Raw genomic sequence first — 26432 nt, 5'->3', positions numbered from 1 at the left:
CTATATTTCAAAACGTCAATTCTATTTTCAGAAATGGAGCTTCCCCTGTCCATTACAAATCATTAAATAAGTGTGCTATCATATTTTTATAGAAATATTTTGAAACGGTGAGGTAGTTAATCTATGCATGAAGAATCGTTGGAAGAACTAGAGGTTGAATTATCCATTCTGATACGTCGCATTACACACACGTCTTCCCATAAAAAAAATGGTAATCTTGATCGGTCAGCATATCTGTTATTACATGAAATAGTGACAAAAGGGCCAGCAGGTGTTAAAGCGCTAGCAACTGAATTTCAACTAGATGTTTCTACCGTAAGTAGGCAGGCAGCAGCACTGGAACAGAAAGGCTACTTGTTCCGAATTCCAGATGAAACAGATGGCAGAGCCTATACACTCCAGATAACCGATATAGGATTAGAAGAATTAAAAAAAGAAAAACAGTTTAGAAAGAAAAGAGTAGCAGAAGTTACCAATGTTTGGTCAGAAGAAGAACGAGAGACATTTGCAAGGTTGTTAAAAAAATACAATCAGTCTGCGATGAATGTTAATAATACATGAGATAGGGAAGCGGCTTTCATATTGGAGATGAAAGCCGCTTTTAGCATTGTGAGTAATAAAAGCGCGTTCATAGTGGAAATGAAAACCAAAATTAGGAATGTGCGTAGGAAAAAGAAGATATGCCCTTATGAAAGTCATGAATAGTTCAGTACATAATAATAATTACCTGGAAGCATCAAATTCTTGAACGGCAATATATGTTACAAACACTAGAGCGAGTAGAAGCGAATAATGGAAGCTTTGGTAAATTGGTAGAAAAATGTCGAAAATGGTCTTCAAAAGTATTGATATACATCATTTACTGTCGATATGTATATTAAGAAGTAAAGTTATATGTTTTGTGGCGCTAAATAGAGTTATTTTAAGGAGACAAGAAGGATGAAGAAAAGAGATAGATCGATTAAAGCAAAATTTATTTTGTATTTCTTATTAATTGGCATTATTCCATTAGTAATAGCTTCTAGCATTATTTATTATGTAAGTAGTAATAATGCATTAAATACTGAAGAGGAATGGCTTGGGAATCAGACGGCTTCTACAGTTGAAAATATGGAAGAATGGATTCAAAAACGTTTAGATAAGCTAACGCTTATTGCAAATTCAGATACAATCATCAATGGAGAGCTTGCAGCTCGGAGTCAACTAATTAATGTAGTCAAGGAGCAAGACCAAACTTATGAAACTGTTGTGGTTATCGGAAAAGATGGGATAGTAGAAGCACATACCGACCCTAGTCTAGTTGGAAAACTAGATTTATCCGAAAGAGACTATTTTATTAAGGGGATAAAAGGCGAACAGAGTGTTTCGAATGTGCTTAACTCCAATGCAACAGGTAATCGGATTCTTGCAATAGCAACTCCGATTTTAAATGCCAATAAAGAAATTGTGGGAGTAGTATCTGCTACAGTTAACTTTGAAAGCCTTATACAGGAATTTTTACAAAATGAAAATTCTCAAAATAACAGCACATATCCTGTATTAGTTGATGGTAATAATATAGTCCAGTTTCATCCTAATGCTGATCTAATCGGTAAGACAATCGAGGAAGCTGGTTTTTCCAAAAATATAGGAGATATTTTCGAGAAGGGGAAAACAAGTGGTTCTAAAAAGATTGTGGTCAATGGAGAAGAACAGCTAGTTACTTATGCTCCCCTAAAAAGTGCTGGTATAGGGATATATTTATTTACTTCCTTTGATGATATCTTACAAGTAACTAATAGTATTAAGAACATTACGCTTATTATTATTGCAGTGGTTTCTGTACTAATTATTAGTGTGGCAATTTGGATAGCAAACGGAATGACGAAACCAATCCGAAATATTGTAGCCCAGCTTCGTCTAGTTGCAGCAGGTGATCTTACTAGTAAAGATATAGTTGTCCAATCAAAGGATGAAATTGGCCAGTTAGCTGATAATACGAATTCGATGAAACATAGCTTACGGGAATTGATTAAACAGTTGAAAGAAAGCTCTGAACATACAGCGGAAACATCTGAGCAACTCGCTGTGAGTGCTGATCAATCCAATCAAACAAGTGTAGTAATAACGGAATCGATACAAGCTGTCGCTGAAGGAGCAGCAGATCAGGCGGAAATGGTGACCGAAAGTACGGAAGCACTTGATGAAGTGGCACAAGGAGTACAGCAAATTGCAGAAGCTTCTGCGACTATTTCTGAAAAGGCGAATTCAACATTGAATAAAGCACAAACAGGTAAGGAATCTGTTGAAAAAAATATTACCCAGATGAATACGATTCAACAATCGGTTCAAAACTCAGATGAATTGACGAAATCACTTATTGTGAGATCTCAAGATATTGTGAAAATATTGGAAGTTATTACGTCCATTGCAGATCAAACAAATCTGCTTGCACTTAATGCTGCAATTGAAGCAGCAAGAGCGGGAGAACATGGGAAGGGATTCGCAGTAGTTGCGGATGAAGTTCGGAAACTGGCAGAAGAATCACAGCGTTCTTCTCAAGAAATTGCTAGTATTGTAACGATAATTCAAGAGGAGATTGAACAAACAAGTGAATCAATGAATGCAGTAATGAATGAAGTGGAAAGCGGTGTATTGATTGCTAATAATTCAAGAGAATTATTTATGGAAATCCTAGAATTGACATATGATGTTTCTGATAATATTACAAATATGTCTGCCACTTCAGAAGAGATTTCAGCAGGAGCAGAAGAAGTATCTGCTTCCTTTAATCAAATCGCTACCATCACCAAAAACACAAAAGCAAGTACCCAAGAGGTTGCCGCAGCTTCAGAAGAACAACTAGCAGGAATAGAAGAAATTTCCTCGGCTGCCCAAAGCCTCAAGAACTTAGCAGCTGAATTAGAAAAAACGATTACAAAATTTACAATATAAGAAATTAGAGGGATGGATGGTTCTTATCCATCTCTTTTTTATACTCTTTATTAAAGAGAAGCAGAAGACTCTTACTTGAGCTAGTAGTCAACAATACATACAAGCTAACGTTAATATAGGCATTATATTAAGTTTTGATGGACATACTTCCGCGTCTTTAGAAGAAGTTAACCTGAACTGGCTTATTTTTTAACTGGGATTAATCTATTCTTTAGAACCTATTTGTGCATTTAATCTGCCCTGTTTTTTACCAATACATATATTTACGAAATGAAACGCCATTTAGAAAATGGTGTTTTTTTTAATACGAAAATATATGAAGGGGAAAAACAAAGTTTCTTTAAAAAGTACCTGAGCTAAAACAAGGTTTGCATAAATTTCGTATATTTACAAACATATTACATTCTAGCGAGTCATAGACTATTCAAGAAGTAAGGAAGGTTTACTAACTGCCATGAATGGAGGAATGGATGAGTATATTGCAATCAGGAACTCCCAACTACTTGAAGACAATTAATAAAAGAAAAGTGCTACAAGAAATTATCGAAGGAGATAATCTTTATTCCAGAGCAAGTTTGGCAAAAAGATTGAAGCTAAGTAAACCGACTATATCGGCATTGGTAGATGAACTGGTGGAAGAAGGCTGGATAATTGAAAAAGAAAGCAAAAAGGCAGCAAAGAGAGGGGGACGAAAACCGGTTCATTTAGTCTTTGATAAACAATTTAAATATACCATTGGCATTGATATTGGCGGAACCTCGACAGAACTAGCGATTATGGATTTGGATGGTGGCTTGATTTTTCATCGAAAAATCGATACACAGGATGGATTGAAGAAAGATTTTATTCTTTTACTAGTTAATGAAGTAAATGCAATGCTAGAAGACAAAAATATTTGTCATACGAAGGTGTTGGCATTGGCGATTGGTGCGCCGGGAATTACTGATTCGGATCAGGGAATCGTGATGGAAGCACCAAGCTTAGGGTGGCTCCACTATCCATTGAAAAGGGAGATGGCAGAGCATTTTCCTTTCCCGATTTACATTGAAAATGATGTGAATATGGCGGTGTTGGGAGAGTGCTGGAAAGGTGCTGCTAAAGATAAATCCCATGTAGTTTTAATAACGATTGGAACAGGAGTAGGCTGCGGAATTGTAATTAATGGAGAATTATTTCGCGGTGGTCAATATGCAGCTGGAGAAATAGGCTACATGATTACTAATAAAGATCAGGCAAGCCAAGGATTTGAATCGGTGTTTGAGGGCTATGGTTTTCTCGAAAATCAGGTAGGTGGTCCGTCTATTGTGAAACAGTATCAAAGCGGTTCTGCTACAAAGAAGGAGAACGCGGAGAAAATATTTCAAAAGGCAATCGAAGGAGAAGCACTAGCGGCTAAAATCATTAACGAGGCTTTGGATCATCTTGCTGTATCTTTAATAAATGTTGCTGCATTGCTTAATCCTGAATGCATCGTATTAGGGGGAGGGATTTCCAAATCAGGCCATTGGTTTTTGCCAAAACTACAAGCGAGAATCGAGCATTATCTGCCTGAACAAAGTAGAACAACGGTAATGCTAACAAAGCTGCCGCATGCTTCCTTGCTTGGCGCAACCGTTCTTTGTATGAAAAAACATGCATTATTGTCTAGTTGAAAAAATAGATTAGAAGGGAGATATACATGCTCTTTCAAAATGCTTTTAAAGTGGTTGATATTCATGGGCATTTACCTGCGAAAAAAGGCAGTAGTTTTATTAAAAGATCCAAAACGGGGGATGCCTATAATGCAGAAAGATCAGAAAGAATGAGGTTAACTTGGGATTTTCCCCATCCTTCAGAGGAAACAGACGAGCAAAAAGCAATCCCGCTCATGGATCGATGGCTAGCAGAGCTCGATACATATGATGTAGAAGTCATGAACTTTCTTACGGCAGAAGACAATGATGATATGGCTGCGAAAATTAGCGAGCATTCAGACCGATTTATCGGGTTTGCTCATCATTCTATCGAAAGTAGCGATGCTCTGCCCGAGCTAAAAAGAGCGATTGAACAATTAGGATTAAAAGGCTATAAAATGTTTGGGCCCCTTGTGAATAGACCGTTGCATGATGAAGCCTTAATGCCAGTTTGGCAATATTTATCAGATAACCAACTGCCGGTTTTAATTCATTTTGGATTGTTAGGCAGAGCTGGTGGAATAGTGGAACATCAAAATATGTCTCCCCTTGCGATTTTTCAAGTAGCAAGAGAATTCCCAGATCTTCCAATCATTATTCCTCATTTTGGTGCAGGCTACTTCAAAGAGCTGTTGCATTTATGCTGGAGCTGCCCAAATGTTTATGTCGATACATCTGGCTCTAATCAGTGGGTAAGATGGATGCCATATCCATTAGATTTAGAGACGCTCTTTCGAAAAACATTTGAATTGATTGGACCAGAAAGAATTATATTTGGCACAGATTCCAATGGCTTTCCGAGAGGCTTTTCCTATCGATATTTACAAGATCAGGTAAGAGTATGCAGAGAAATTAATATGAGAGAGGATGATATGGAGAATATCTTTGGGAACAATGCACGCCGTTTACTCAATTTAGAGATGGGAGTGAAGCAGCTGAATGCCAGACAGTAGATCACATATATATGTAAATCATATCCTAGAACCTACCTACGATTTTACCAAGCAACATTTCCTTCCCTACTTATTAGAAATTAATATCGCACATGCTACCATGTTAGCCCGCCAAAAAATCTTAAAAATCGCAGATACCGAAAAAATCATTAAAGCGAATCAAGGCATTTTAGCGAAAGGCTATGGAAAGAATTATGATCCTATCTTTGAAGACTTATTTTTTATGATAGAAGAAGATTTAAAACAAGAAATCGGCGAAGAGCTTGTAGGGAATATGCATATTGCCTTCAGTCGAAACGATATGGATGCTACCATGTACAGGATGTTAGCTCGTGAAAAGCTTTTGCATTTTCTCACCGTGCTTATCGAATTAAAAAAGGTATTGCTGGGTCTTGCAAAAGAACATGAACGAACGATTATGCCAGCCTATACACATAATCAGCAAGCACAGCCGACTACTTTGGCCCATTATCTTTTAGCCGTAGATAGCAGCTTAGAGAGAGATTTGGAGAGAGGCTTTTCTCTTTTAAAAAGAATAAATCAGTCGCCAATGGGTGCTGCTGCTCTAGGTACTTCTGGCTTTCCAATTGACCGTCCTTTTATGGCAACACAATTAGCTTTTGATAAAGCGATGGAAAATTCCTATGATTCGATTAGTGCCGCAGATTATATGCTTGAAATAGCTAGTGTAATCAAAATTGCCTTAAGCACCTTGTCCCGCTTTACACATGATCTTATGTTTTTTACGACAAATGAAGTAGATGCAATCAGGCTAGATGAAAGCTTAGTGCAAACATCAAGCATCATGCCTCAAAAACGAAATCCATCATCCTTAGAACATACCAAATCCCTTATTAGTAGAACAATTGGAGAAATAAACGCCGTATTTATGATGCCACATAATGCACCTTTTGGGGACATTGTCGATATCGGGGATGACATTCAACCTATTCTTATTAATGGCTTTTCTCATTCTTATCAAATCATCGAATTATTGACAGAAATTCTTAAATCTATGGAGGTGAATGTAGATAAGCTCTTTACCCGTTGCTGTGAAGGCTTTTCCACCGTCACGGAATTAGCAGATGTGCTTGTAAGAGAATGCCATTTATCCTTCCGTGATTCTCATCAAATTGCCAGTGTTTTAGTCCAACAATTATCTAGCTCTGGGAAAAAAATAAATGATGGCTCTGCTGAATGGGTTAAACAAATTGCCAAGGAAATATTGGGTACACCACTTGTTTTTACAGAAGCACATTATAAAAATGCGATTGATCCCTATCAATTTGTCCTTGTTCGCTCCGTACTAGGAGGTCCTAATCCGAAAGAAACAGAGAGGCAGCGGATACGCTCCACTCAACATGTAGAGGCTTTTTCTAAAGAAGTAGAAACATATAGACAGAAATTTACTTCTTATAAACAGCTACTACACCATAACAGCTACAACGTGTTAAGTAATAATAAATAACTTGTTTAATAGGAGGGGTTCTATTGAAAAAATTGTTAGGTGTTTTTCTTTTTCTCATGGTGCTAATGGTAGTTGTTGGCTGTTCAAAAGGAAAGGAATCTGGGGGAGAAGAAGGGGATACGGTAACCATTGAATACTGGCAATATGCCTATAAGGCTAAAGTTGATTTAATGGATGAGCTTATTAAAGAATTTGAAGAAGCAAATCCAGGTATCAAAGTAAAGCAAACAACCTTCCCTTATGAGCAATACAATGAAAAAGTGGCTACATTAGTTCCAGCTGGAAGAGGACCAGATGTCATTAATTTATATTATGGCTGGCTTCCGAAATACATTGATTCAGGTTATTTACAGCCTCTTCCGGAAGATACATTCCCGGTAGATCAAATTGAAAGTGAATACTTCTCCTTAGTAAATGCAGCGAAATTGGATGATAAGTATTGGGCAATTCCAACGGCTGTTCGTACACTGGCACTTTTTTATAACAAAGATCTTTTCGAAAAAGCAGGCTTAGATCCGAACAGTCCACCAGAAACATGGGATGAATTAGTAGATTATGCGAAAAAGCTGACAGTCAGAGAAAATGGAAAGTTAGTAACAGAAGGGATGGCATACGAAATAGGAGCTCAGTTGAACAACTGGTTTTATGATGCCTTAGTTTATCAGGCTGGTGGTCAAGGATTGAGTGAGGATCGGAAGCAAATTCTTTGGGATGATACTCCTGCTGGGTTAGAAGCATTTACGTATTTAGTGGAATTTGGATCCAAGCATAAGGTTGGGGAAAGCGGATTTTATACAGATGATGTAACAGCATTTAAAACAGGCAATGCAGCGATGAATATTGATGGCTCCTTCCGTCTGGGAACATTGGCTACAGATGCACCTGATTTAAATTATGGAGTTGCGCCACTGCCATCCTATAAAGAGAAAGCAACCCAATCATCATTCTGGGCAAATGGTATTACTGCAAAAGTAGAAGGGGAAAAATTAGAAGCATCGAAAAAATTCTTAGCGTTTTTAACAAGTGATGAAGTGATGGAACGCTGGATTGATGAGGTAGGGGAACTGCCAGCAAAAGAAGCGGTAGCAACACAAGATAAATACGTAAATGATCCGCTATATGGTCCATTTATTGAACAGCTTCCTTATGCGAATGCACAATTCTATGTCGACGAAACCGCGCAGAGACAGTATGTTATTGATGCGGTGAATGAAGTATTGCTAAATGGGGTTTCTATTGAGGATGCTTATAATGAATTTGCGGCTAAATCACAGAAGCTTTACGATGACTATTGGAGTAAAAAGTAAATCTGATGGGATAAAGAAAGGCGAATTTCGTCTTTCTTTATTCAGAAAGGAGGGGGCTCCATGACTAGTAAGAACGATTCTATTGTCAAAAAAAAGACTGCTAGATTCACGTTAAAACAGCAAAAATATATATTTGTGTATACTTGCTTGCTTATTCCTCTTCTCTTTTTTATTTCGATTCGATTTTTGCCAACACTTTATACCTTTAATATAGGATTCCGGGAATGGGATATTCTTTCGGAGGAAAAACCATTTGTTGGAATGGATAATTATATGACTCTTTTTAAAGATGAAATTTTTCGAAAAGCACTAGTAAATACGTTCATCTATGTTGTATTTGGTGTCATTGGGCAGTTGCTGTGCGGGATAGGGGTAGCTTTACTGCTGCAAAGAATCAATAAATTTGTCGGTGTGTTCCGAGCGATATACTTTATTCCTTATGTGACAAGCATTGTTGCCGTAAGCTGGGTTTTCAAATGGATTCTAATGAACAACGGGATTGTGAATGATATCCTGATGAAATGGGGCTTTGAGGCCCAGCTTTTTCTAAAATCACCGGATCAGGCGATTTATATTATTATCTTAACAATGATATGGCAAGGCTTAGGCTTCCAGATGATTATTTTCTTAGCTGGCCTTGAAAATATTCCGAAAATGTTCTATGAAGCAGCAGAAATAGATGGGGCAAATAGCTGGAATAAATTTATTCATATTACCTTACCCTTATTAAATCCGACAATCGTATTTTCCGCTGTCATTGGAAGTATTAGCTTCTTACAAACCTTTACACAGGTCCAAAATATGACACAGGGTGGACCACTGAATTCAACGATATCGGTTGTGCTTTATATTTACGAATTAGCATTCCAGCACTTTGATATGGGCCTAGCTTCTGCGGCAACCGTTCTGTTATTTATTATTATTTTAATCATAACCATTATTCAAATGAAGGTATTAACGAAGAAATTTGAATACTAGAAAGGTGTGGGGGTGAAGACTTGAAAAAAAGAAGGTACTTTAAAAAATCGATTGTCTATATTCTACTAACCGTGGGTGCAATTTTTATGTTGTTTCCATTTATTTGGATGGTATCAACGTCCTTTAAACCGCCATCTGAAGTATATGGACTAAAGCTGCTTGCTGACCATCCTACTTTAGACAATTATCGAAAAATCATGGTAGATACGCTATTTAATAAATGGTTTTTTAATAGTTTTATCGTTGCAATTATTACTACCTTAAGTGTTGCTTTATTTGACACTCTTGTTGGCTATGTTATCGCTAAATTTTCGTTTGTTGGGAAAAATATTATCTTTTTATTCATCCTAAGCTCTCTTATGATTCCGACCGAAATGCTAATTATTCCTTGGTATATCATGTCTACCGATTTAGGCTGGGTCGATACTTACTGGGGAATTATGTTTCCAGGCGTCATATCAGCTTTTGGCATTTTTCTGATGAAGCAGTTTATGGAATCTATCCCAGATGATTTGCTTGATGCAGCAAGAATCGATGGATTAAATGAATTCAAGATTTTCTTTCAAATCGCCATCCCACAGGTTTATCCAGCCTTATCAGCACTTTGTATTTTCACTTTCCTAGGAAACTGGAATGCCTATCTATGGCCCCTTATCGTCATCGAAACAGAAGAAATGCGAACACTGCCAGTCGGACTTGCCTTTTTCTCTGGCGAAAACCAAACCTATTGGGAAATCGTCATGGCAGGCGCAACGATAGCCGTCGTTCCACTCATCATCGTCTTCTTGATCTTCCAACGCCATATTATAAAGGGAATTACGCTGACGGGGTTGAAGTGAGGTTGGTTGGGACATGGGGTCAGGTTCCTTGTCCCACGCTGGTATCGAGGAGGGGAATGACGATTGAGAAGAAAAACGTAAACGACTCGAGTTTACGTTTTTTTTAGGTTATAGCAAGTTTTCTTTCCTGTACAAAATTCACACCCCCTTCAACAATAACTTCTTTATCACTATAGTAACTCCTCTTCACATTAATATTTTCATATAGTTTGAGACGCAAAAAAAGTTTACCCGTTAGAAAAGAAATAGTCTAATTTATGAATGGAATGAACTTATTTAAGGATAGTTTCTAAGAAAATGAATGGAAAACAATCAATCTAGTAAGGAAGTTGGAATGTTTATATGTAATCGAAAGAGAAAATTTTAAAAACAGAAAATTTTCTGATATAAAAGTACTATTTTAAAAAAATAAAAAGGATAATTGAATATTAATTTAGAATATTGAATCTTGTAGTAATTACATACTTGCTAGAGGGGGATTTATTAGTGGTTAAGAAGAAGCTTAAAAAAACAGCATTGGCAGCGGTACTTGGAATAAGTACCCTCTCACTAGGATTATATGGGCCTCCTGAGAAGGCTGCTGCAGAAGCAGTTTATAAGGAAGTTGCCTCCAATTATGGAGGGGCCCCGATTGATTTAGGCATTGCTAATGATGAGCGAATCATTGAGATGCTGAAAAAAGAAGGAAAATTAGCAAAAAATGCAAGCCAAAATGAAGCAGAAGAAGCTCTGCAAAAATATTTAAAGGGTAAAGCGGAAGGGGTCAAAAAGGAAACAAAGGATAAATTGCCAAAAGCCTTAGCTGAATTAGAAACAAAGGGCGAAAAAGAAGCATCTACTAGTCTTCAAAAAGGCAAGGGAAATAAATTAGGGCAGGCAAAGAAAAATAAGGTTGATTCAGTAGAAGAAGAAGCATATAACGGGGAAGTTCGTGAAGATAAAGTGCTTGTTTTAGCAATAGATTTCCCGGATTATGAAAAAAGCTCAATTACCAAAGAGGAAACAGATATGTTCTATGAAGACTACACACATGACCATTTCCAAAATATGATTTTTGGAGAAGATGGCTATGAAGGTCCGAATGGCGAAAACCTTGTCTCGATGAAACAATTTTATGAAGAGCAATCTGGCGGAAGCTATACGGTAGAAGGGGAAGTTGCTGGCTGGTATACAGCTGATCATGAAGCAGCTTATTATGGAGGGAATTATCCTGGACCAGATGATAGTGATGCACGTCCTCGTGAGCTAGTATATGAAGCATTAACAAAGGCTGGACAAGACCCTAATGTAAATTTAAGCGAATACGATGTATGGGATCGTGATGATTATGATGGTGATGGTGTTTATAATGAGCCAGATGGTATCATCGATCATTTAATGGTTATCCATGCAGGTGTTGGTGAAGAAGCAGGTGGTGGTGCATTGGGAGGAGATGCTATTTGGTCCCATCGCTGGAATCTAGGAAACCTAGTTGCTGTACCTGGTGGAACTTCTAATAGTGATCGTTTTGGTGGTTTACTTGGTGCGTATGACTATACAATTGAACCCGAAGATGGAGCAGCTGGTGTATTTGCTCATGAATTCGGCCATGATTTAGGTTTGCCTGACGAGTATGATACGCAATATAGTGGTGGCGGTGAAGCAGTAGCTTATTGGTCGATTATGGCAAGTGGAAGCTGGGCTGGTGATGTTCCTGGAACAGAACCAAGTGGATTCAGTGCTTATGCAAAGGAATATTTGCAAGGAGCACATGGAGGTAATTGGTTAAGTGGTCCAACCTTAAATGTGGAAGATATTACAAGCAAAGGAACAGAGCTTTTATTAGACGAAGCAGTAACAAAAGGAACAAATAATGATGCTGTTCGTATTAATCTTCCGGATAAAACAACCGATGTAAACATACCAGCAAGTGGTCAATATGAGTATTTTGGTGGCAGTGGAAATAATTTGGATAATTCCATGAAAACTACATTAGACCTAACGAATGCAACAAGTGCAGAGTTAACGTTTAAAACTTGGTATGATATTGAAGCAGATTGGGATTATGCATCTGTAAAAGTAAATGGAACGTCCATTAAAGGGAACATTACAACAACGGAAAATCCAAATGCTCAAAACCCAGGTAATGGTATTACAGGAAGCACAAATGGAGAATGGGTGGATGCATCCTTTGATTTAAGCGCATATGCTGGACAAAAGGTGGAAGTAGAATTTAATTATTGGACAGACGTAGCTGTAGCTAATTCTGGATTCTATGTAGATGATATTAAGGTAACAGTTGATGGTGCAGAAGTAGTAATAGATGATGCAGAAGGTGACTCTGTCTTTACTTTGGATGGATTTAAGAAGGATGAAGGTAAATTCTATTCTAAACATTATTATCTATTAGAATGGAGATCCCACAATGGAGTAGATGCAGGCCTTTCTCATATTCGCCGCGGTGCTAGCTTAATGAGCTACGATCCAGGTCTTGTTGTTTGGTACGTAGATGAAGCATATGGAGATAACTGGACAGGAATTCATCCTGGAGATGGTTATTTAGGAGTAGTCGATGCTGATCAGCATACTAATTACTGGAGTGATGGAGTGGTTGGAACTACACGTTATCAATTAAACGATGCAGCCTTTAGCTTAGGTAAATCAAGCAAAATGCTTTTAGATTATTCCGCTATTAATGGCACAACATTGAAAGATAACTTTACAAAGAGAACTCCACTCTTTGATGACAGCGCAGATTACAGCAATCCAGGAAACCTAGAAGCAGGGCGTAACATCCCTACTACTGGATTGAAAATTCGCGTAGTTGGCGAAAGCAATGACGGTACGGTAGGTAAGATTTTATTATTTAAATAGTAGGACAAGGGGGCAGGTTCCTTGTTCCAGCTCTAAATAAGTAGAGTAAAGAAGCAAAGGCTAGTTCTTTTGCTTCTTTATTAATTTGGAGGGAAACAGGGGAACGATTCTTCATCCTATTTCACAAAAAAGCGCCTTAATCTTAATACACTACCTAAAATCCGTGGCTTCATTAAGAAGCTAATGGGTTCTACTAAATTCATGACTTTTATAAAATGATCATAGATATCCCGTTTTTCCGTAGACAATAGGTAAATTTGCTTGGCATACCATTGTTGAATCTTTAACTCTATTGGTTTCTTTCCTATGATATCGGGATAGCGGAAATCCTCGGTAATAACCATCTTCCAAATCGGGGCAATAATCTTTGCAACTTTATTATGAAAAGCGGTAATGGTTTCCTGCAAGGAGCCCTTCTGCTCTTGAAGTATTTTCTGCAGCGCCAGTGCTTCTAATACAGCAATACTCATCCCCTGACCAAAGACAGGATCAATTCTGCAAATCGTATCCCCCATTAGCAAAAGCCCACTTGGAAATGCTTTTACCTTGTCTATTCGTTTCCACTTAATCTGTGGAACCCGGTAAATAGAGGGGTTAGTTAAGGGTGTTGCATGGAGCAGCTCATGATAGATATCTAGTTTAGGTAATTTTTTTGCAAGCTCTAAAAATCCATCATCTTTTTTTATAATTTCTTTTTCGGAAATAGCGTTAAGATAGCCGATCATCGTAACAATATATTGATCACCTTCTACTTTTGAAATCGTTCCGCCCACTTTTTCCTGGGGAGGATTAGGATAGATTAATTTTATTTTCCAGTCTCTCTTGGGATTTTCAGGAAGATTGAATTTTTGACTTACATACGTTAAACCGATTTCTACTTTTTCTTGGGGAATTGTGATTCCTTTTTTATGCAGCCAAGTGGATGTTAAGCTGGTTGCACCACTAGTATCCACAATGAGATCAGCATAGATTTGTTCGGTTTTTTTGTTTGGTAATTGTATTTTAACTCCATTGATTCTGTACTCGTCTGTTTGATATAAAAAGTTTTTAACAGTTACTTGGTATTTGGATGTAATATTAGGAATCTGCTCTATGTATTGCTCAATATGGTATTCAAGATGTGGGCGAGTTTGGAGGGTCGTTGTATATCCTCCGTCATAACGTAGCTTCCATCCGCCATGATGATACCATGATAAATCCATTGTGGAATTAATCTTGATAGCACCACTGCTGTAGAATTTTTCTGTAATACCCGGAAAAAGTTCCTCCATTCCATATTGTCCAGCGTGAAGAAGGGCATGCAGATGTTCTCCCTGTCTTGCACCTTTTCGTGGTGTTGGATCCATACTTTTTTGGTCCTTTTCTAGGATAATTACCTCTTTAAATTTGTCTGATAACACTCTGGCTGCAAGCTTCCCAGCAATGCCTCCTCCGATGATAATTGCCTTGTTTGTCTCTGTCATCCACATTTCCTTCTTTCTATCTGATTTCAGCATATGTAATGCTTCTTTTATCGGATTCCAATCTTCTAGTAAATTGAGAGCAGTCATCATTCTATTAAACGATAACATTGCTTTTATGAAATAGAAGCAAGCAGAAGGACGGTTCCTTCTTTAATTAAAAGAACAACTAGTTAAAAACGAGGCCACTGAAAAAGTGAATTACCTGGTGAATCGGTAGTTACCAAACCTTTCTAACTTAGTGTAGGTTTTTGTTTTCCGAGGCTTACCGCTCGCTTTCCACGGGGCGAGCGCCGAGCCGCTTCGTCGCTACGCTCCTGCAGGGTCTCGGACTTTCTCGCATCTCCCGTAGGAGTCGAGCGGACGCCTCTCCAAACCAACTTATTATTCGCTTTCAAATAAATAAAACCTCATTTTATTTGGAGAACTAGACTTTTCAGTGCCCTCGTTAAAAACAAATGTGTTTTTTCAACTTTCTTCCATATATGATAGACTAATAGCAGTACAAAAGATATAGAAAGTAGTGAGGGGAACAGTGAAAAAGATTTTAATCATTATGAATATAGTAGTATTAACGGTGCTGCTAACGTTAGTTATATTGTGGAAGCTTGATGTTATATATCTGAATATTTCTGCACCAGTAGAAAAGAGTAAGGAGATTTTAGGTAAAGATGAAGTGTCCTTATTACTAGAGCTAGAGTATCCGAAGCTTGGGGAGGATATACAAGTAGCCTATTCTTTGTATGGTGAACCAATATATGAATCAAATGGTCAGAAGGATTTTTTGCTGTTAAAGGAAGAAAGAGAAACGATATACATAAACTATGACCAGAAAGAAAAAATAGAAGCTATGAATTTTTATATAGAAGGAGCGAAGGAGGAAATTCGTAGTTTGGGAGAGAAACTACTTCCGACAGACAGCTCATTTTTAGATGAAGATCATGAGGAAAAAGAGAGAAAAAACGATGCCCTCCGTTATACAACAACCGATTATAAAGAAATCTATTACTATCGTTTAACAGAGGAACAAGGCTATGCGATGATTATGATATCAAATAGTATTACGGACTTTTTTGGGGAAGAAGAAGAGGGAGAGTTTCCAAATTATCATGTTGTAGTTTCTAAAATCACAGGATTTGATTTATATGGTGTAAATGATTGGGATGAGGGACCGTTAGAGGAAGTAAAGGAAGAGGATCATTATGATGACGTTTTGGAATCTAGTGAATCTGAAGCGGGCGAATTAGATTCTGCAGAAGCAGTTGAATTAGATCAATCTGCTGCATTGTTAAATAATGAAAAGATAAGGCATTCGGACTTTTTGCCAAATGCAAAAAATGGAATGATTGCAGGTATTGATATATCCCTACATGATCCAATTGGTTCTCTTATAGAAGATCAAATTGGACAGCCTGACTGGAGAGTATCAACAGAAGGAGGCTATCTTATCTATTATGATGATTATCAAGCTGGATTTGGCGTTCCTTATGATTATGAAGAGTATTCAGATTCTCCAATAAATTCCTATTACCTTCCCATTTTCCTAACGGGGGATGAAATTATCGAATACTTAGGAAAACCAACTAGTCAGGATTATAGTGAAGTAAGTAGTGGATATTACCTATATTATGATTTAGGAGAATATAAATTGTTTTTTGAGAAAAATACAGATGAACCAGCTGAACGGTATTACTCGGTTGAATTGAGAGATTAATTTCTTACAGGACAAGAAAAAGAGATATTTTCTCATCATTAATTCTGCAAGTAAGCTAAAAAGGTTAAGCCCTATAAAAGAAAAAGGACAATCACGTTATAAAAATCTTAAAACGTGATTGTTCTTTTTTATCCCTTTTTAATCAACTGCACTCGTCCTACTTGTCCATCTTCTAAACGAACTTTAATTCCATGTGGATGGGAGGCTGACTTTGTTAATATATCTTTTACAATGCCTGCTGTTCGCTTCCCGGTTCTTTGGTCTTGTTTTAGGACAATTTCAACGTGAACGCCTGGAGTGATGTCTTTTCTATTTTGCCCGTTCATTACACACCCATGCGTTTTCTTTGATTATTTGGTTTTTTCGTTAGCTGGCTTTTCATTTTCTTCGTTTTCTGATTGCCGCTCAAGCTTGCTTTTTCGCCTTGTCCTTGCTGCATTTTATTTGCTAACTGTTGCTTCATTGCTTCTTGTAAGTTAATTTTCTTTTTTCCCTCTTGCTCATTTGTCTGCATATCGTTCACGGAAGTTTCCTCCATTATTATTGAAATAAGGTTCCTCTCCCCATCATAACAAAGGACGGGATATACTTCAATCAGGTGAGTGGGACAAGGAACCTGACCCCTTGTCCCCTCATATCCCCTCCTTTTTCTGAATAGGATGTAAGAGAACTGAAATGGATGGTGGTAATGATGAATCTGCCGTTAATTTTGTCTGGCCCAATGGTGCGCAGAGTGGAGGAAACTTGCGCCTATCTGTGGATTGCATTAAGTGAGAAATATCGATTAAACGCAAATCTTTATGCCATTCAACGCAATCAAGAGACAGAAGAATATGATTATCAGCCAATTGCAAGTAAAGCTGATACACAAATTGTTCGGTTAGGGAAACATTTATATATCTATTTGATTAAAATCCAGCCACAATCAGAAAGGTTTCCCACTCAAACCTTGATAGGATACAATATGGAATTTAAAAAAGGTATCGATACGTATGATTTAAGTGATTTCGAATTATTATCCCCCAATAATCCAGCATCTATTTGCTATGGAACCCTACACTATCCCACCTTTTTTATTCCAGCGACTGATGAAAAAAATATCTTATATGGCTCCTGCCGCAAGCTGCATGGAATAGGAGCGGATGCATTATGTTTAGGGGATGAAAAACTGCAGGAGTATTATTTTCATTTGGAGAAAAGACCAAGTGCACTTTTTCTAACCGGTGATCAGATTTATGCAGATGATGTCCCTGCACCAATCGCTCCCTTTTTGTCCCTATTGGGTAATCACTTGATGGGGAAGGAAGAACCATTAAAAGAATTATGTAAAGACCTTAAAAATAAAGCCCTTCCAGCAGCTATCAACCAAATAAATGGGAGACAAGAAATCATCAAAAAATACTGTCAGTTTACTTCGAGAAAAGGCGACAATCACCTTTTGACACTTGGGGAGTATGCAGCCATGTATAGCTTGAGCTGGAATCCGGAAATTTGGGAAATGGCAAGGAAAGAGGGATATTTAAAAGATTTTGATGATTATTTAGTAGATAATCAAATTTATATGGATATAGAGGAAGAGGAGTATGAAAGAAAAATAACCACGTTAAAAAAAGAATACACGGAGCAACAAAAAGAAACAGAAACATTCCAGCAAAGTCTTCCAAAGGTACGCCGTTTATTAGCCAATATTCCAACCTATATGATATTTGATGACCATGATGTAACAGATGATTGGAATATTACAAAAGAATGGCGGGAAAAAGTGGCCGTTTCGCCGCTCGGAAATCATGTCATCGCCAATGCTTTAACCGCCTATTGGGCTTTTCAAGGATGGGGCAATGATCCTGCTGCTTTTCCTCTAACTTTCTTCACCAAAATAGGCAATTATTCAAAAAGATTAAAGGCAAACACAACAGCATATGAAGAGTGGCTCCACACACTATTATCCTTTCATTCTTGGAGCTATGTTGCACCAACCAATCCCCGAATCCTCGTATTAGATACAAGAACCCAACGTGCCTATCCAGCAGAACGAACTTATATTGTTGGAAATATGCTTAAGCAACGGACGAATGGTCCTAATTTAATACGGAAGAAAGAATGGAAGCATTTATCGGATTTATTATTTGCAAATGGCTGGCAAACGCAAACTCCATTAGTAATAATCTCTGCTACTCCATTATACGGCGTTCATTTAATTGAATCTTTTTTGAAAAATTATGTAATGCCACTTACTAATATTCTACCATCACTGCAAAGGAGTTTAGATTTGGAATGGTGGAAATTCAACGGAAGAGGATTTTCCTTTTTCCATCAACAAATAGCAGAATGGAATCCAAGTCACTGTATTATCTTATCCGGAGATGCTCATATGGCCTCTTCCATTCAAGCGGAGGTGTATTTTCAACATGAAGAAACGCGTACTATTTATCAATTTACAAGTAGCCCAATAAAAAATCAGTCTTTTGATGGGGTATCAGGAATTGCTTTAAAAAGTCTGCTCCTGCTTAGACATAGTCGAGCAAAGGAGGAGAAGAAGCTGTCGCGCTATTGCGGACATGATTATGTCATTCATGAAAAGGAAGCAACTTCTGCATATCTATGGAAAGAAATAATCTCCCATCATGTTTTGCCGAATGGTTCGATGATTGATACGAAAAATAATTTAGGGTGGTTGGCTTTTCATAAAGAAGGCTTTACCCATCGTTTTTTACAGAAAACAAAGGGACGGTTCTTGTAATCTCACAAGAACCGTCTCTCCATATAGTATGTTAATATTCTACCAACATTTTAGCCTTTGAAAGCTGAACATTACTAAATGCAATTCCCCCTAATATTAGTGCCACACCAATCCATTGTGATATGTTGACAGGTTCTCCCAAAACTAGCGCAGACATGGAGACAGCTACTGGAAGCTCTGATGCTGTTAAGATGGTGCCAAGTCCTGGTCCGATTTTTGGCATTCCAATGGAATAAAGAAGAGGCGGGAGAACTGCTCCAAAAAGTCCGAGCAGTAATCCATATGGTGCTACCCCTATTAAAGTAGGCAGATCAACTAAGTAAACAGGTGGAAACACTAGAAAAACAACGATTACACCACCAGCGGAAAGAAGACCACTCTTTAGTAAGGGAGAGGTGTTTTTCCCGACTGATCCACTAAGAAAAATGAATGTAGCAAATGTGAATGCAGAGAGTAATCCCCATCCAGCACCTTGCCAGGAAATATTCCTTCCTCCTTCTAAAGAAATACCTCCTGCAAGGACAGAGCCAAACAGGAGAATGATTATTGCTATTACCTTCTCTTTTGTAGGCTTTTTCTTATAAATAATTTGTTCAAAAAGCGTGCCAACCCATACAAACTGAAACAGGAGAATAATTGCAAATGATGCATTTATTGTTTGCAATGCTTGATAATAAAAGATTCCCGTCAAACCAAACGGAATGCCGGATAATAGTAGTTTGATAGCTTGAATACGGGTGATTTTATCCTTTTTTGTAAACAAAACAAGTATCCAAGTAATGAAGGTTCCAAATAAATATTGTGCTCCTGTGACTTCAGCCACTGTAAATCCAGCTGCGTATGCGAATTTAACAAATGTCGATAATATTCCATAACAGCAGCCACCTAAAAAAACGATTAAAGCATATTGCCATTTTTTCAAAATTGTTTTCTCCTCCCTTTGAACACATAAAAAAGCCACACAAATGTCTTCTGACAATTGTGTGGCGAAAATAGAGTTCCCTCTAGAAAAATCCACGTCCTAAAAATAAGGTTTTATTATTCCATTCTTCTCTATTATAAAAACAACCATATTAGTTGTCAAAGGGGTTAAGAAATCCCTAAAATGTTGATTTTATTATCTCTTTTTGGTGTGATTATGAAAAATATGTGAAATAGTTAGCAATGTTAAGCGTTTTACAAACAACTAGAGTAAGATAAAGCTATAAAAGAAAGAAGGAGAGAAAAGAAAATGGATCCCCATAATCAAACGATTTCAGATATTGATGGTTTTGTGAAGAACGTTCAAGTAAATCCAATTCAGGAGGCATATTTTGGTCAAACAAGATTCTATCAACCAAATACCATTACTATTCAAGTACAGCTAAGTCCAAAACAACACACAAATTTACTGAAGTATGGCTACTCTGGTAAAATGTACAATGTTTATTTCACGGTAAGATCCAACAACCATGTCCATCTTTATGCTGATTCAACAGAAGACATTAACCATCTTCTAGAAGTAATTAGTTAATAAAGTAGACACTAAACGTTTAGAGCTTTTCTTGAAAAAGGGGGACGGTTCTCTTGCATTCCTTTGGTGAATGAACATCATTCAAGGGAACTAGGAGAACCGTCCCTCTGTTTCCCTCTAACGATTTCCGTTGGGCAACGGAAATAGAATACCTACAAATGAAAACGCTTTTACAATAGAATAAAAGCATCAAGAGAAATTGCTAATAATATTCTTTACGAATCTTGATAAGAAAATATTTAGAAAATCTTAAGGAGGAATTTTTTATGAATATATTATTATGCTGTGCTGCTGGGATGTCTACAAGTTTATTGGTAACAAAAATGGAGCAAGCTGCAAAGGAGCAGGGCTTAAATTATAGAATTTGGGCAGAAGGCGCAGATGCTGTCAAACAACATATTGATGATGCAGATGTCTTGTTGCTTGGACCACAAGTTCGTTATATGCTGCCACAAATGAAAAAGCTTGCTGCTGAAAAGAATATTCCGGTGGATTCTATTAATCCGATGCATTATGGAATGTGTAACGGGGCAGAAGTTTTAAAGACTGCCATTGCACTTGTAGAGGGAAAATAAAACATATCATTGATTTCCCATAATAGTATAGGAGGAACCAATATGAACGGAATAACAAAATTCCTAGATGAGAAATTTATGCCAACGATGGCTAAAATTGGAGAGCAAAGACATCTTCAATCTGTCCGAGATGGAATTGTATTGACAACGCCACTTGTAATCATTGGATCGCTATTTTTAATTCTTGCCTTCTTGCCAATACCTGGATATGAGACATTGATGAGTAATATCTTTGGGGGAAACTGGCAAAATAATCTGCTTTATCCTGTTGGTGTTACCTTTGATCTTCTTGCTATTTTTGTAGCAATCGGTGTTTCTTATAGACTTGCTGAGCGATATAAGATGGATCCACTGTCTGTTGCTGCAGTTGCCTTTGCGAGTTTTATGCTAGTAACACCATATAATATCGTATTTACGCCTGAAGGCATGGATAAATCCTATGATGTAGCAGGGATACCTTTAGCTCTTACAGGCAGTAAAGGAATGTTCGTTGCCATTATTGTCGCATTATTAACGACTGAAATTTATCGTTTTGTAGTGAAGAAAAACTTTGTTATTAAAATGCCAGATGGTGTTCCGCCAGCTGTTGCAAAATCATTTGCATCCTTAGCGCCAGGATTTATTTCTATCTTAGTTATGTGGGTAATTCGCTTAATTCTTCAAGTAACACCATTTGAGAATATGCATAACATTATTGGTGAATTGCTAGGAAAACCATTATCCCTTTTAGGTGGATCTTTAGCTGGGGCAATCTGTGCTGTGCTAATCGCTCAATTATTATGGGTAACAGGTATTCATGGACAAGGTCTTGTATGGGGAATTATGTCTCCAGTATGGCTGGCTCTTGTGGATCAAAACAGAGTAGCATATACAGCAGGTCAAGAGATTCCTAATATCGTAAACATTCAATTTATGGATATTTTTTACTCTATCGGTGGCTCTGGAACTACATTAGGTTTAGCGCTATTACTATTCTTTGCTTCAAAAAGTAAACAAAACAAACAGCTAGGAAAACTAACCCTTGCACCTGGAATCTTTAATATTAATGAGCCGATTATTTTTGGATTGCCGATGATCATGAACCCGATTATGATGCTGCCATTTATCTTTATTCCGGTCATTATCGTAACTGTTTCCTACTTAGCGATGGATTTTGGCTTAGTAGCAAAAACAGCAGGAATCATGGTTCCATGGACAACGCCGGCTCCGATTGGCGGATTTCTAGCAACTGGTGGAAAAATCTCTGGAGCAGCTCTCCAACTATTCAATGTTCTGTTAGCTTCAGCTCTTTACTATCCATTCTTTAGAATATGGGATAAGCAGAAACTGAAGGAAGAAGCTGAATTCTCAGAGGAAAAAATCGCGAAGTAAGTTTCATAGAATGGGCTGTAGCTAAATGATCAGCCCTTCTTTTATCAGATGACGAAATGTTCATAAGTAAGCTATGTATAAAATATGGATAAAGATGACGGGGGATAAAAATGAATTCTGAACAACAGATTTTTACGTTGATTCTCCATAGTGGGAATGGAAGAAGCTATGCAATGGAAGCTCTTGCGTATGCCAAACAAAATAACTTTGAAAAAGCCAAGGATAGTGTACAAAAGGCGAAGGATGAATTAGTCCAAGCCCACCATATTCAAACCGAGTTAATTCAGGGGGAAGTAAGGGGAGAAAAAACGGAAATATCCCTTTTGATGGTTCATGCACAGGATCATTTAATGAATGCTATCACAGTAAAGGAACTAGCAGAAGAGTTTATCAGCCTTTATCAAAGAGTGGAATTATTGGAGCAGGTAAATAGTAAGTAACCAATCATAAGGAGGAAATACGATGACGAAAAAAGTAGATAATATCATTCCTGATGGATTTTTATGGGGAGGAGCCGTTACTTCCTTTCAAACAGAAGGAGCTTGGGATCAAGGCGGAAAAGGCCCTTCTATCGTGGATGCAAGGCCAATTCCAGAAGGTTTTTCGGATTGGAAAGTAGCAGTCGATTTTTATCATCGTTATAAAGAAGATATTGCCTTATTTAAGGAATTGGGCTTTAATGCATATCGTACAAGTATCTCTTGGGCAAGAATCTTTCCAGATGGAGAAGGGGAGCCGAATGAAGAAGGATTACAATTTTACGACGACTTATTTGATGAGTTTTTAGCAAACGGAATACAGCCTGTTATTACGTTATACCATTTTGATATTCCACTGGCATTAGCGGAAAAATATAACGGTTTTGCTTCTCGAAAAGTGGTTGATCTTTTTGAAAAGTATGTGAGAACTGTCTTTGAAAGATACCGTAATAAAGTAAAGTATTGGTTAACATTCAATGAGCAAAATCTATTTTTGACGCAGCCTCAGCTCTTAGGGGTAAAGGTAACCGATGAAAATAGAGAGGCTTTAAGCTATCAAGCTGTCCATCATTCATTCATTGCGCATGCGAAAGCAGTAAAGGCTCTTCATGAAATCATTCCAGATGGGAAAATGGCAGGCATGATTACGTATATGACGACCTATCCGATTTCCTGCAAGCCTGCTGATGTACTAGCAAACGTAAAGGCGAAAGAACTTTTAATCGATTTCTATTGTGATGTGTTCGCAAATGGAGAATATCCGACATATGTGACGAGTGACCTTCAAAGGAAAGGGATTATGCCTGTTTTTGAAGAGGGAGATGCTGAATTATTAAAAGAAAATACAGTGGATTATTTGAGCATCAGCTATTATCAAAGCCAGACGGTCAAACACGTAGAAGAATCAGACCAATTAATTTCTGGCATCACGCCTAATCCACACTTAGAAGCAAATGAGTGGGGATGGTCCATTGATCCAATTGGACTTCGAGTTGCTTTAAAGGATATGTATGCACGCTATCGTTTACCTATCTTTATCACTGAAAATGGCATTGGTGTCCAAGAAGAACTGGATGTGAATAAGACGGTAGAAGACGATTATCGAATTGCCTATTTAAAAGAACATATTGAACAAATGAAGCTCGCAATGGAAGAAGGCGTAGAGGTTTTTGGCTACTTAACATGGGGAGCTACCGATCTTCTAAGTTCTCAGGGCGAGATGAAGAAACGATATGGCTTTATTTTTGTAAATCGAGAAGAACAAGATTTACGAGATCTAAAAAGATATAAAAAGAAAAGCTTTAATTGGTTTAAAAACGTCATTGCTTCTAATGGAAAACAATTAGACGAAGTGACTGAATCAGTTAGTCGATAGCCTAAAAAAGCAATGCGAGTTAGAACTCCATTGCTTTTTTTAGGTATAGGTAGATTTCCGTTAAATTCCAGGGAGACTATCATATGGAAAGATAGAAATGGACAGAATAAATAGGTATTATGAAGGTATAAACCAAAAAGATGAGGGAGTAGGAAATGAGAAGTGTCTATGTTATCAAATCGTCAAATCGAAATACTTTCATTATTAAAAGAAACGGATGTACCGATAACAGCAGAATGGATTGCCAAAGAGCTAAATGTAAGTGATCGTACCGTTCGAAGTGATATAAAGTTCATTCAGCCAGAGTGCCATAGGCTAGGGATTTCCATTGAGTCTTTTCGTGGAAAAGGATATCAAATTCACATTTTCGATCAAGAACTCTTTTCAAAGGAGTTTAGCCAATTGATAAGGGAAATGAACAAAGAAGCAGGACAGAATTTTTCCGAACAAAAGGATCGAGTAGTCTTTATATTAAAGAGACTATTATTGGAAAAGGAATCGATTAAATTAGAAGGTTTTGAAGAAGAGCTGTATGTATCAAAATCAACGATGCAAAATGATTTGAAAGTGGTAAAGGGAATTTTGCAGAAATATAATTTAAAGCTAGTGAATCGTCCCCATTACGGTACACAGGTGGAAGGCGATGAATATATGAAAAGACGGTGCTTATCCAATTATATCTTTAATCGCAAGGAAGTCCTTGTCGATTTTGAACGCTTGCCGCTAATCGATCATGTACTCTATAAAAAAATTAAAGAAACGATCATCCAAAAAGTGAATGAATATAAAATAGAGATTTCCGATATAGCCCTTGAAAATTTAGCCATTCATATTGTTATTGCATGCAAACGAATTGAAGAAGGCTTCATTATTGAGCATGTAAGCGAAGATTTACTTGATGATCATCCATTTGAAAAAATTGTAGCAATAGAGATTATTAAAGAGATAGAAAAGTATACAGCGCTTCATTTTGAACGGTCCGAGATTGATTATATCATTGTTCATCTATTAGGAACAAAGCTGCTCCATAAAGAAAGTTTAACAGAGTTCAGTGAGTTTGATGAAGTGGGGCATATTGTCCAATGTATGCTACAAAGGCTAAAGAATGAATGGAATTGGGATTTTGAGAAGGATAATGAATTTATTCAGGCATTAACCTTACATATACGCCCTGCGATGAATCGCCTAAGATATAAAATGAACATTCGAAATCCCCTATTAAATGAAATAAAGGTGAGATATCCTAGTGCTTTTGAAGGGGCTGTCGTTGCTTGTAAGTGTATGGAAGAATATTTATCGATTGAACCTGGAGAAGATGAAATAGCGTATATTGCTTTACATATTGGTGTGGCACTAGAAAGACTGAAGAGCAATTCTAAACAAATAAAAAGAGTAATCGTTGTATGTGCTTCTGGCGTAGGTAGTGCGAAATTACTTTACTATCGTTTAAAGCATTTGTTTCCCAACGAATTAGAGATTGTTGCTTCAATCAACTATTATAAGCTTGCTGAGTACAATTTATCATCCATTGATCTCATAATTAGCACCATTCCTATTAAAGAAGAATTAGGAGTCCCTGTACAAGTTGTTAATACTTTTTTAGAAGAGGCAGATATTCAGCATATCAAAGGTTATTTATCTCCCGCTCATAAAAAAGGATGCTCGATTTACTTAGATTCAAAAAGAATATTCCTTCAACAGGATATGAAGGACAAGGAAAGTGTGATTAGCTTCTTATGTGACGAGCTAACGAAACAGGGATACGTAACAGAGGGGTACGAACAGCTTGTTTTGGAAAGAGAAGAAATGGCACCGACTAGTTTTGGAAACTTAGTTGCTATTCCTCATCCGGTGACGCCAGTAACGGAAAAAACCTTTTGGACTATTTGTACGTTAAAGCAGCCTATTCCATGGAATGAAAATCAAATGGTTCAATTTATCTGTCTCTTAAATATCGAATCCGCTCCAAAAGGAGATCTTGATAGCATGTATGAAAAACTGATTGAAGTAGTCGAAAATAAGTCAATCGTTCAAAAAATAGTTAAAAGTCAATCAGTTGACGAAGTAATTAAGTTATTCCAAGAAAGTTAATGGAAATTGCCTTGATTTTCGTTTTATATTGTAAACGTTTCCGCTTCCTAACGGAAAAGCATTGGATTAAAAAGCAGGAATGGACATTTTATAATGTATTTAAGTGGTT

Annotated in this window: 21 protein-coding genes; 17 read left to right on the top strand and 4 right to left on the bottom strand. The window is 37.3% G+C overall.

Annotated features, from left to right (window positions below):
* Positions 1-123: 123 nt before the first annotated feature.
* From ACWNMZ_RS16975 to ACWNMZ_RS16935, 9 genes are all read left to right on the top strand, one after another.
* A complete protein-coding gene (locus ACWNMZ_RS16975) occupies positions 124-561 on the top strand; it encodes a MarR family winged helix-turn-helix transcriptional regulator (RefSeq protein ID WP_154708639.1) in 438 nt (145 codons plus the stop codon).
* A gap of 378 nt (positions 562-939) precedes the next feature.
* Entirely contained in the window at positions 940-2934 is a 1995-nt protein-coding gene (locus tag ACWNMZ_RS16970; RefSeq protein WP_449598698.1) for a methyl-accepting chemotaxis protein, read from the top strand.
* A gap of 470 nt (positions 2935-3404) precedes the next feature.
* Positions 3405-4586, top strand: a complete 1182-nt coding sequence (locus tag ACWNMZ_RS16965; protein ID WP_449598697.1) for an ROK family transcriptional regulator — start codon at positions 3405-3407, stop codon at positions 4584-4586.
* A gap of 26 nt (positions 4587-4612) precedes the next feature.
* Positions 4613-5560 carry an amidohydrolase family protein gene (locus ACWNMZ_RS16960; RefSeq protein ID WP_449598696.1) on the top strand — a complete coding sequence of 316 codons (948 nt, stop codon included), beginning with the start codon at positions 4613-4615 and terminating at the stop codon, positions 5558-5560.
* Positions 5547-7028, top strand: a complete 1482-nt coding sequence (gene argH, locus ACWNMZ_RS16955) for an argininosuccinate lyase (protein WP_449598695.1) — start codon at positions 5547-5549, stop codon at positions 7026-7028. Before ACWNMZ_RS16960 ends, argH begins: the two co-directional genes overlap by 14 nt.
* Positions 7029-7051: 23 nt before the next feature.
* A complete protein-coding gene (locus ACWNMZ_RS16950; protein WP_449598694.1) occupies positions 7052-8335 on the top strand; it encodes an extracellular solute-binding protein in 1284 nt (427 codons plus the stop codon).
* Positions 8336-8395: 60 nt separating this feature from the next.
* Positions 8396-9313 carry a carbohydrate ABC transporter permease gene (locus tag ACWNMZ_RS16945; RefSeq protein ID WP_048716840.1) on the top strand — a complete coding sequence of 306 codons (918 nt, stop codon included), beginning with the start codon at positions 8396-8398 and terminating at the stop codon, positions 9311-9313.
* A 20-nt stretch (positions 9314-9333) separates the two neighbouring features.
* Positions 9334-10152: a carbohydrate ABC transporter permease gene (locus ACWNMZ_RS16940; RefSeq protein WP_031538843.1), complete on the top strand. Its 819-nt coding sequence runs from the start codon at positions 9334-9336 to the stop codon at positions 10150-10152.
* Positions 10153-10638: 486 nt separating this feature from the next.
* A complete protein-coding gene (locus ACWNMZ_RS16935; RefSeq protein WP_031538844.1) occupies positions 10639-13005 on the top strand; it encodes an immune inhibitor A domain-containing protein in 2367 nt (788 codons plus the stop codon).
* A 116-nt stretch (positions 13006-13121) separates the two neighbouring features.
* Here the strand turns inward: ACWNMZ_RS16935 and ACWNMZ_RS16930 are convergent, their stop codons facing one another.
* Positions 13122-14576, bottom strand: a complete 1455-nt coding sequence (locus ACWNMZ_RS16930) for an FAD-dependent monooxygenase (RefSeq protein ID WP_449598693.1) — start codon at positions 14574-14576, stop codon at positions 13122-13124.
* A 424-nt stretch (positions 14577-15000) separates the two neighbouring features.
* Between ACWNMZ_RS16930 and ACWNMZ_RS16925 the strand changes: the two genes are divergently transcribed.
* Positions 15001-16179 carry a hypothetical protein gene (locus tag ACWNMZ_RS16925; protein WP_048716817.1) on the top strand — a complete coding sequence of 393 codons (1179 nt, stop codon included), beginning with the start codon at positions 15001-15003 and terminating at the stop codon, positions 16177-16179.
* 128 nt (positions 16180-16307) lie between these two features.
* On the opposite strand, the gene ACWNMZ_RS16920 is transcribed toward ACWNMZ_RS16925, so the two are convergent.
* A complete protein-coding gene (locus tag ACWNMZ_RS16920) occupies positions 16308-16505 on the bottom strand; it encodes a YwbE family protein (RefSeq protein WP_031538847.1) in 198 nt (65 codons plus the stop codon).
* Positions 16505-16693 (bottom strand): hypothetical protein, encoded by a 189-nt coding sequence (locus tag ACWNMZ_RS16915; protein ID WP_449598709.1) that lies wholly within the window; start codon positions 16691-16693, stop codon positions 16505-16507. Before ACWNMZ_RS16915 ends, ACWNMZ_RS16920 begins: the two co-directional genes overlap by 1 nt.
* Positions 16694-16867: 174 nt before the next feature.
* Here ACWNMZ_RS16915 and ACWNMZ_RS16910 point away from each other — a divergent pair, with 174 nt between their 5' ends.
* Entirely contained in the window at positions 16868-18919 is a 2052-nt protein-coding gene (locus ACWNMZ_RS16910; protein ID WP_449598692.1) for a hypothetical protein, read from the top strand.
* Between the two features lie 31 nt (positions 18920-18950).
* Here ACWNMZ_RS16910 and ACWNMZ_RS16905 read toward each other — a convergent pair whose 3' ends face one another.
* Positions 18951-19841, bottom strand: a complete 891-nt coding sequence (locus tag ACWNMZ_RS16905) for an EamA family transporter (RefSeq protein ID WP_235251960.1) — start codon at positions 19839-19841, stop codon at positions 18951-18953.
* A 309-nt stretch (positions 19842-20150) separates the two neighbouring features.
* Between ACWNMZ_RS16905 and ACWNMZ_RS16900 the strand changes: the two genes are divergently transcribed.
* The 6 genes from ACWNMZ_RS16900 (at position 20151) to ACWNMZ_RS16875 (ending at position 26323) form a co-directional block, all read left to right on the top strand.
* Entirely contained in the window at positions 20151-20432 is a 282-nt protein-coding gene (locus ACWNMZ_RS16900) for a hypothetical protein (protein ID WP_235251959.1), read from the top strand.
* 266 nt (positions 20433-20698) lie between these two features.
* Positions 20699-21007: a PTS sugar transporter subunit IIB gene (locus ACWNMZ_RS16895; RefSeq protein ID WP_235251958.1), complete on the top strand. Its 309-nt coding sequence runs from the start codon at positions 20699-20701 to the stop codon at positions 21005-21007.
* 42 nt (positions 21008-21049) lie between these two features.
* Positions 21050-22378 carry a PTS cellobiose transporter subunit IIC gene (gene celB / locus ACWNMZ_RS16890; protein ID WP_235251957.1) on the top strand — a complete coding sequence of 443 codons (1329 nt, stop codon included), beginning with the start codon at positions 21050-21052 and terminating at the stop codon, positions 22376-22378.
* A gap of 110 nt (positions 22379-22488) precedes the next feature.
* On the top strand, positions 22489-22818 hold the full coding sequence (locus tag ACWNMZ_RS16885) for a PTS lactose/cellobiose transporter subunit IIA (protein WP_235251956.1): 330 nt from the start codon (positions 22489-22491) through the stop codon (positions 22816-22818).
* A gap of 22 nt (positions 22819-22840) precedes the next feature.
* Positions 22841-24232, top strand: a complete 1392-nt coding sequence (locus ACWNMZ_RS16880; RefSeq protein ID WP_235251955.1) for a glycoside hydrolase family 1 protein — start codon at positions 22841-22843, stop codon at positions 24230-24232.
* Positions 24233-24400: 168 nt separating this feature from the next.
* Complete coding sequence (locus ACWNMZ_RS16875; protein ID WP_235251971.1) at positions 24401-26323, top strand: BglG family transcription antiterminator; 1923 nt, start codon at positions 24401-24403, stop codon at positions 26321-26323.
* Positions 26324-26432: the final 109 nt, after the last annotated feature.

The organism is Niallia sp. Marseille-Q9988 (assembly GCF_976954375.1).
Note: the sequence above shows the minus strand (reverse complement) of the source record. Positions and strands in the feature narration are given on the sequence as shown.

Coding starts and splice junctions, on each gene's coding strand:
- ACWNMZ_RS16975 (WP_154708639.1), top strand. CDS start 124: ATGCATGAAGAATCGTTGGAAGAACTAGAGGTTGAATTATCCATTCTG.
- ACWNMZ_RS16970 (WP_449598698.1), top strand. CDS start 940: ATGAAGAAAAGAGATAGATCGATTAAAGCAAAATTTATTTTGTATTTC.
- ACWNMZ_RS16965 (WP_449598697.1), top strand. CDS start 3,405: ATGAGTATATTGCAATCAGGAACTCCCAACTACTTGAAGACAATTAAT.
- ACWNMZ_RS16960 (WP_449598696.1), top strand. CDS start 4,613: ATGCTCTTTCAAAATGCTTTTAAAGTGGTTGATATTCATGGGCATTTA.
- argH (WP_449598695.1), top strand. CDS start 5,547: ATGCCAGACAGTAGATCACATATATATGTAAATCATATCCTAGAACCT.
- ACWNMZ_RS16945 (WP_048716840.1), top strand. CDS start 8,396: ATGACTAGTAAGAACGATTCTATTGTCAAAAAAAAGACTGCTAGATTC.
- ACWNMZ_RS16930 (WP_449598693.1), bottom strand. CDS start 14,576: ATGTTATCGTTTAATAGAATGATGACTGCTCTCAATTTACTAGAAGAT.
- ACWNMZ_RS16920 (WP_031538847.1), bottom strand. CDS start 16,505: ATGAACGGGCAAAATAGAAAAGACATCACTCCAGGCGTTCACGTTGAA.
- ACWNMZ_RS16915 (WP_449598709.1), bottom strand. CDS start 16,693: ATGCAGACAAATGAGCAAGAGGGAAAAAAGAAAATTAACTTACAAGAA.
- ACWNMZ_RS16910 (WP_449598692.1), top strand. CDS start 16,868: ATGATGAATCTGCCGTTAATTTTGTCTGGCCCAATGGTGCGCAGAGTG.
- ACWNMZ_RS16900 (WP_235251959.1), top strand. CDS start 20,151: ATGGATCCCCATAATCAAACGATTTCAGATATTGATGGTTTTGTGAAG.
- ACWNMZ_RS16895 (WP_235251958.1), top strand. CDS start 20,699: ATGAATATATTATTATGCTGTGCTGCTGGGATGTCTACAAGTTTATTG.
- celB (WP_235251957.1), top strand. CDS start 21,050: ATGAACGGAATAACAAAATTCCTAGATGAGAAATTTATGCCAACGATG.
- ACWNMZ_RS16885 (WP_235251956.1), top strand. CDS start 22,489: ATGAATTCTGAACAACAGATTTTTACGTTGATTCTCCATAGTGGGAAT.
- ACWNMZ_RS16880 (WP_235251955.1), top strand. CDS start 22,841: ATGACGAAAAAAGTAGATAATATCATTCCTGATGGATTTTTATGGGGA.
- ACWNMZ_RS16875 (WP_235251971.1), top strand. CDS start 24,401: ATGTTATCAAATCGTCAAATCGAAATACTTTCATTATTAAAAGAAACG.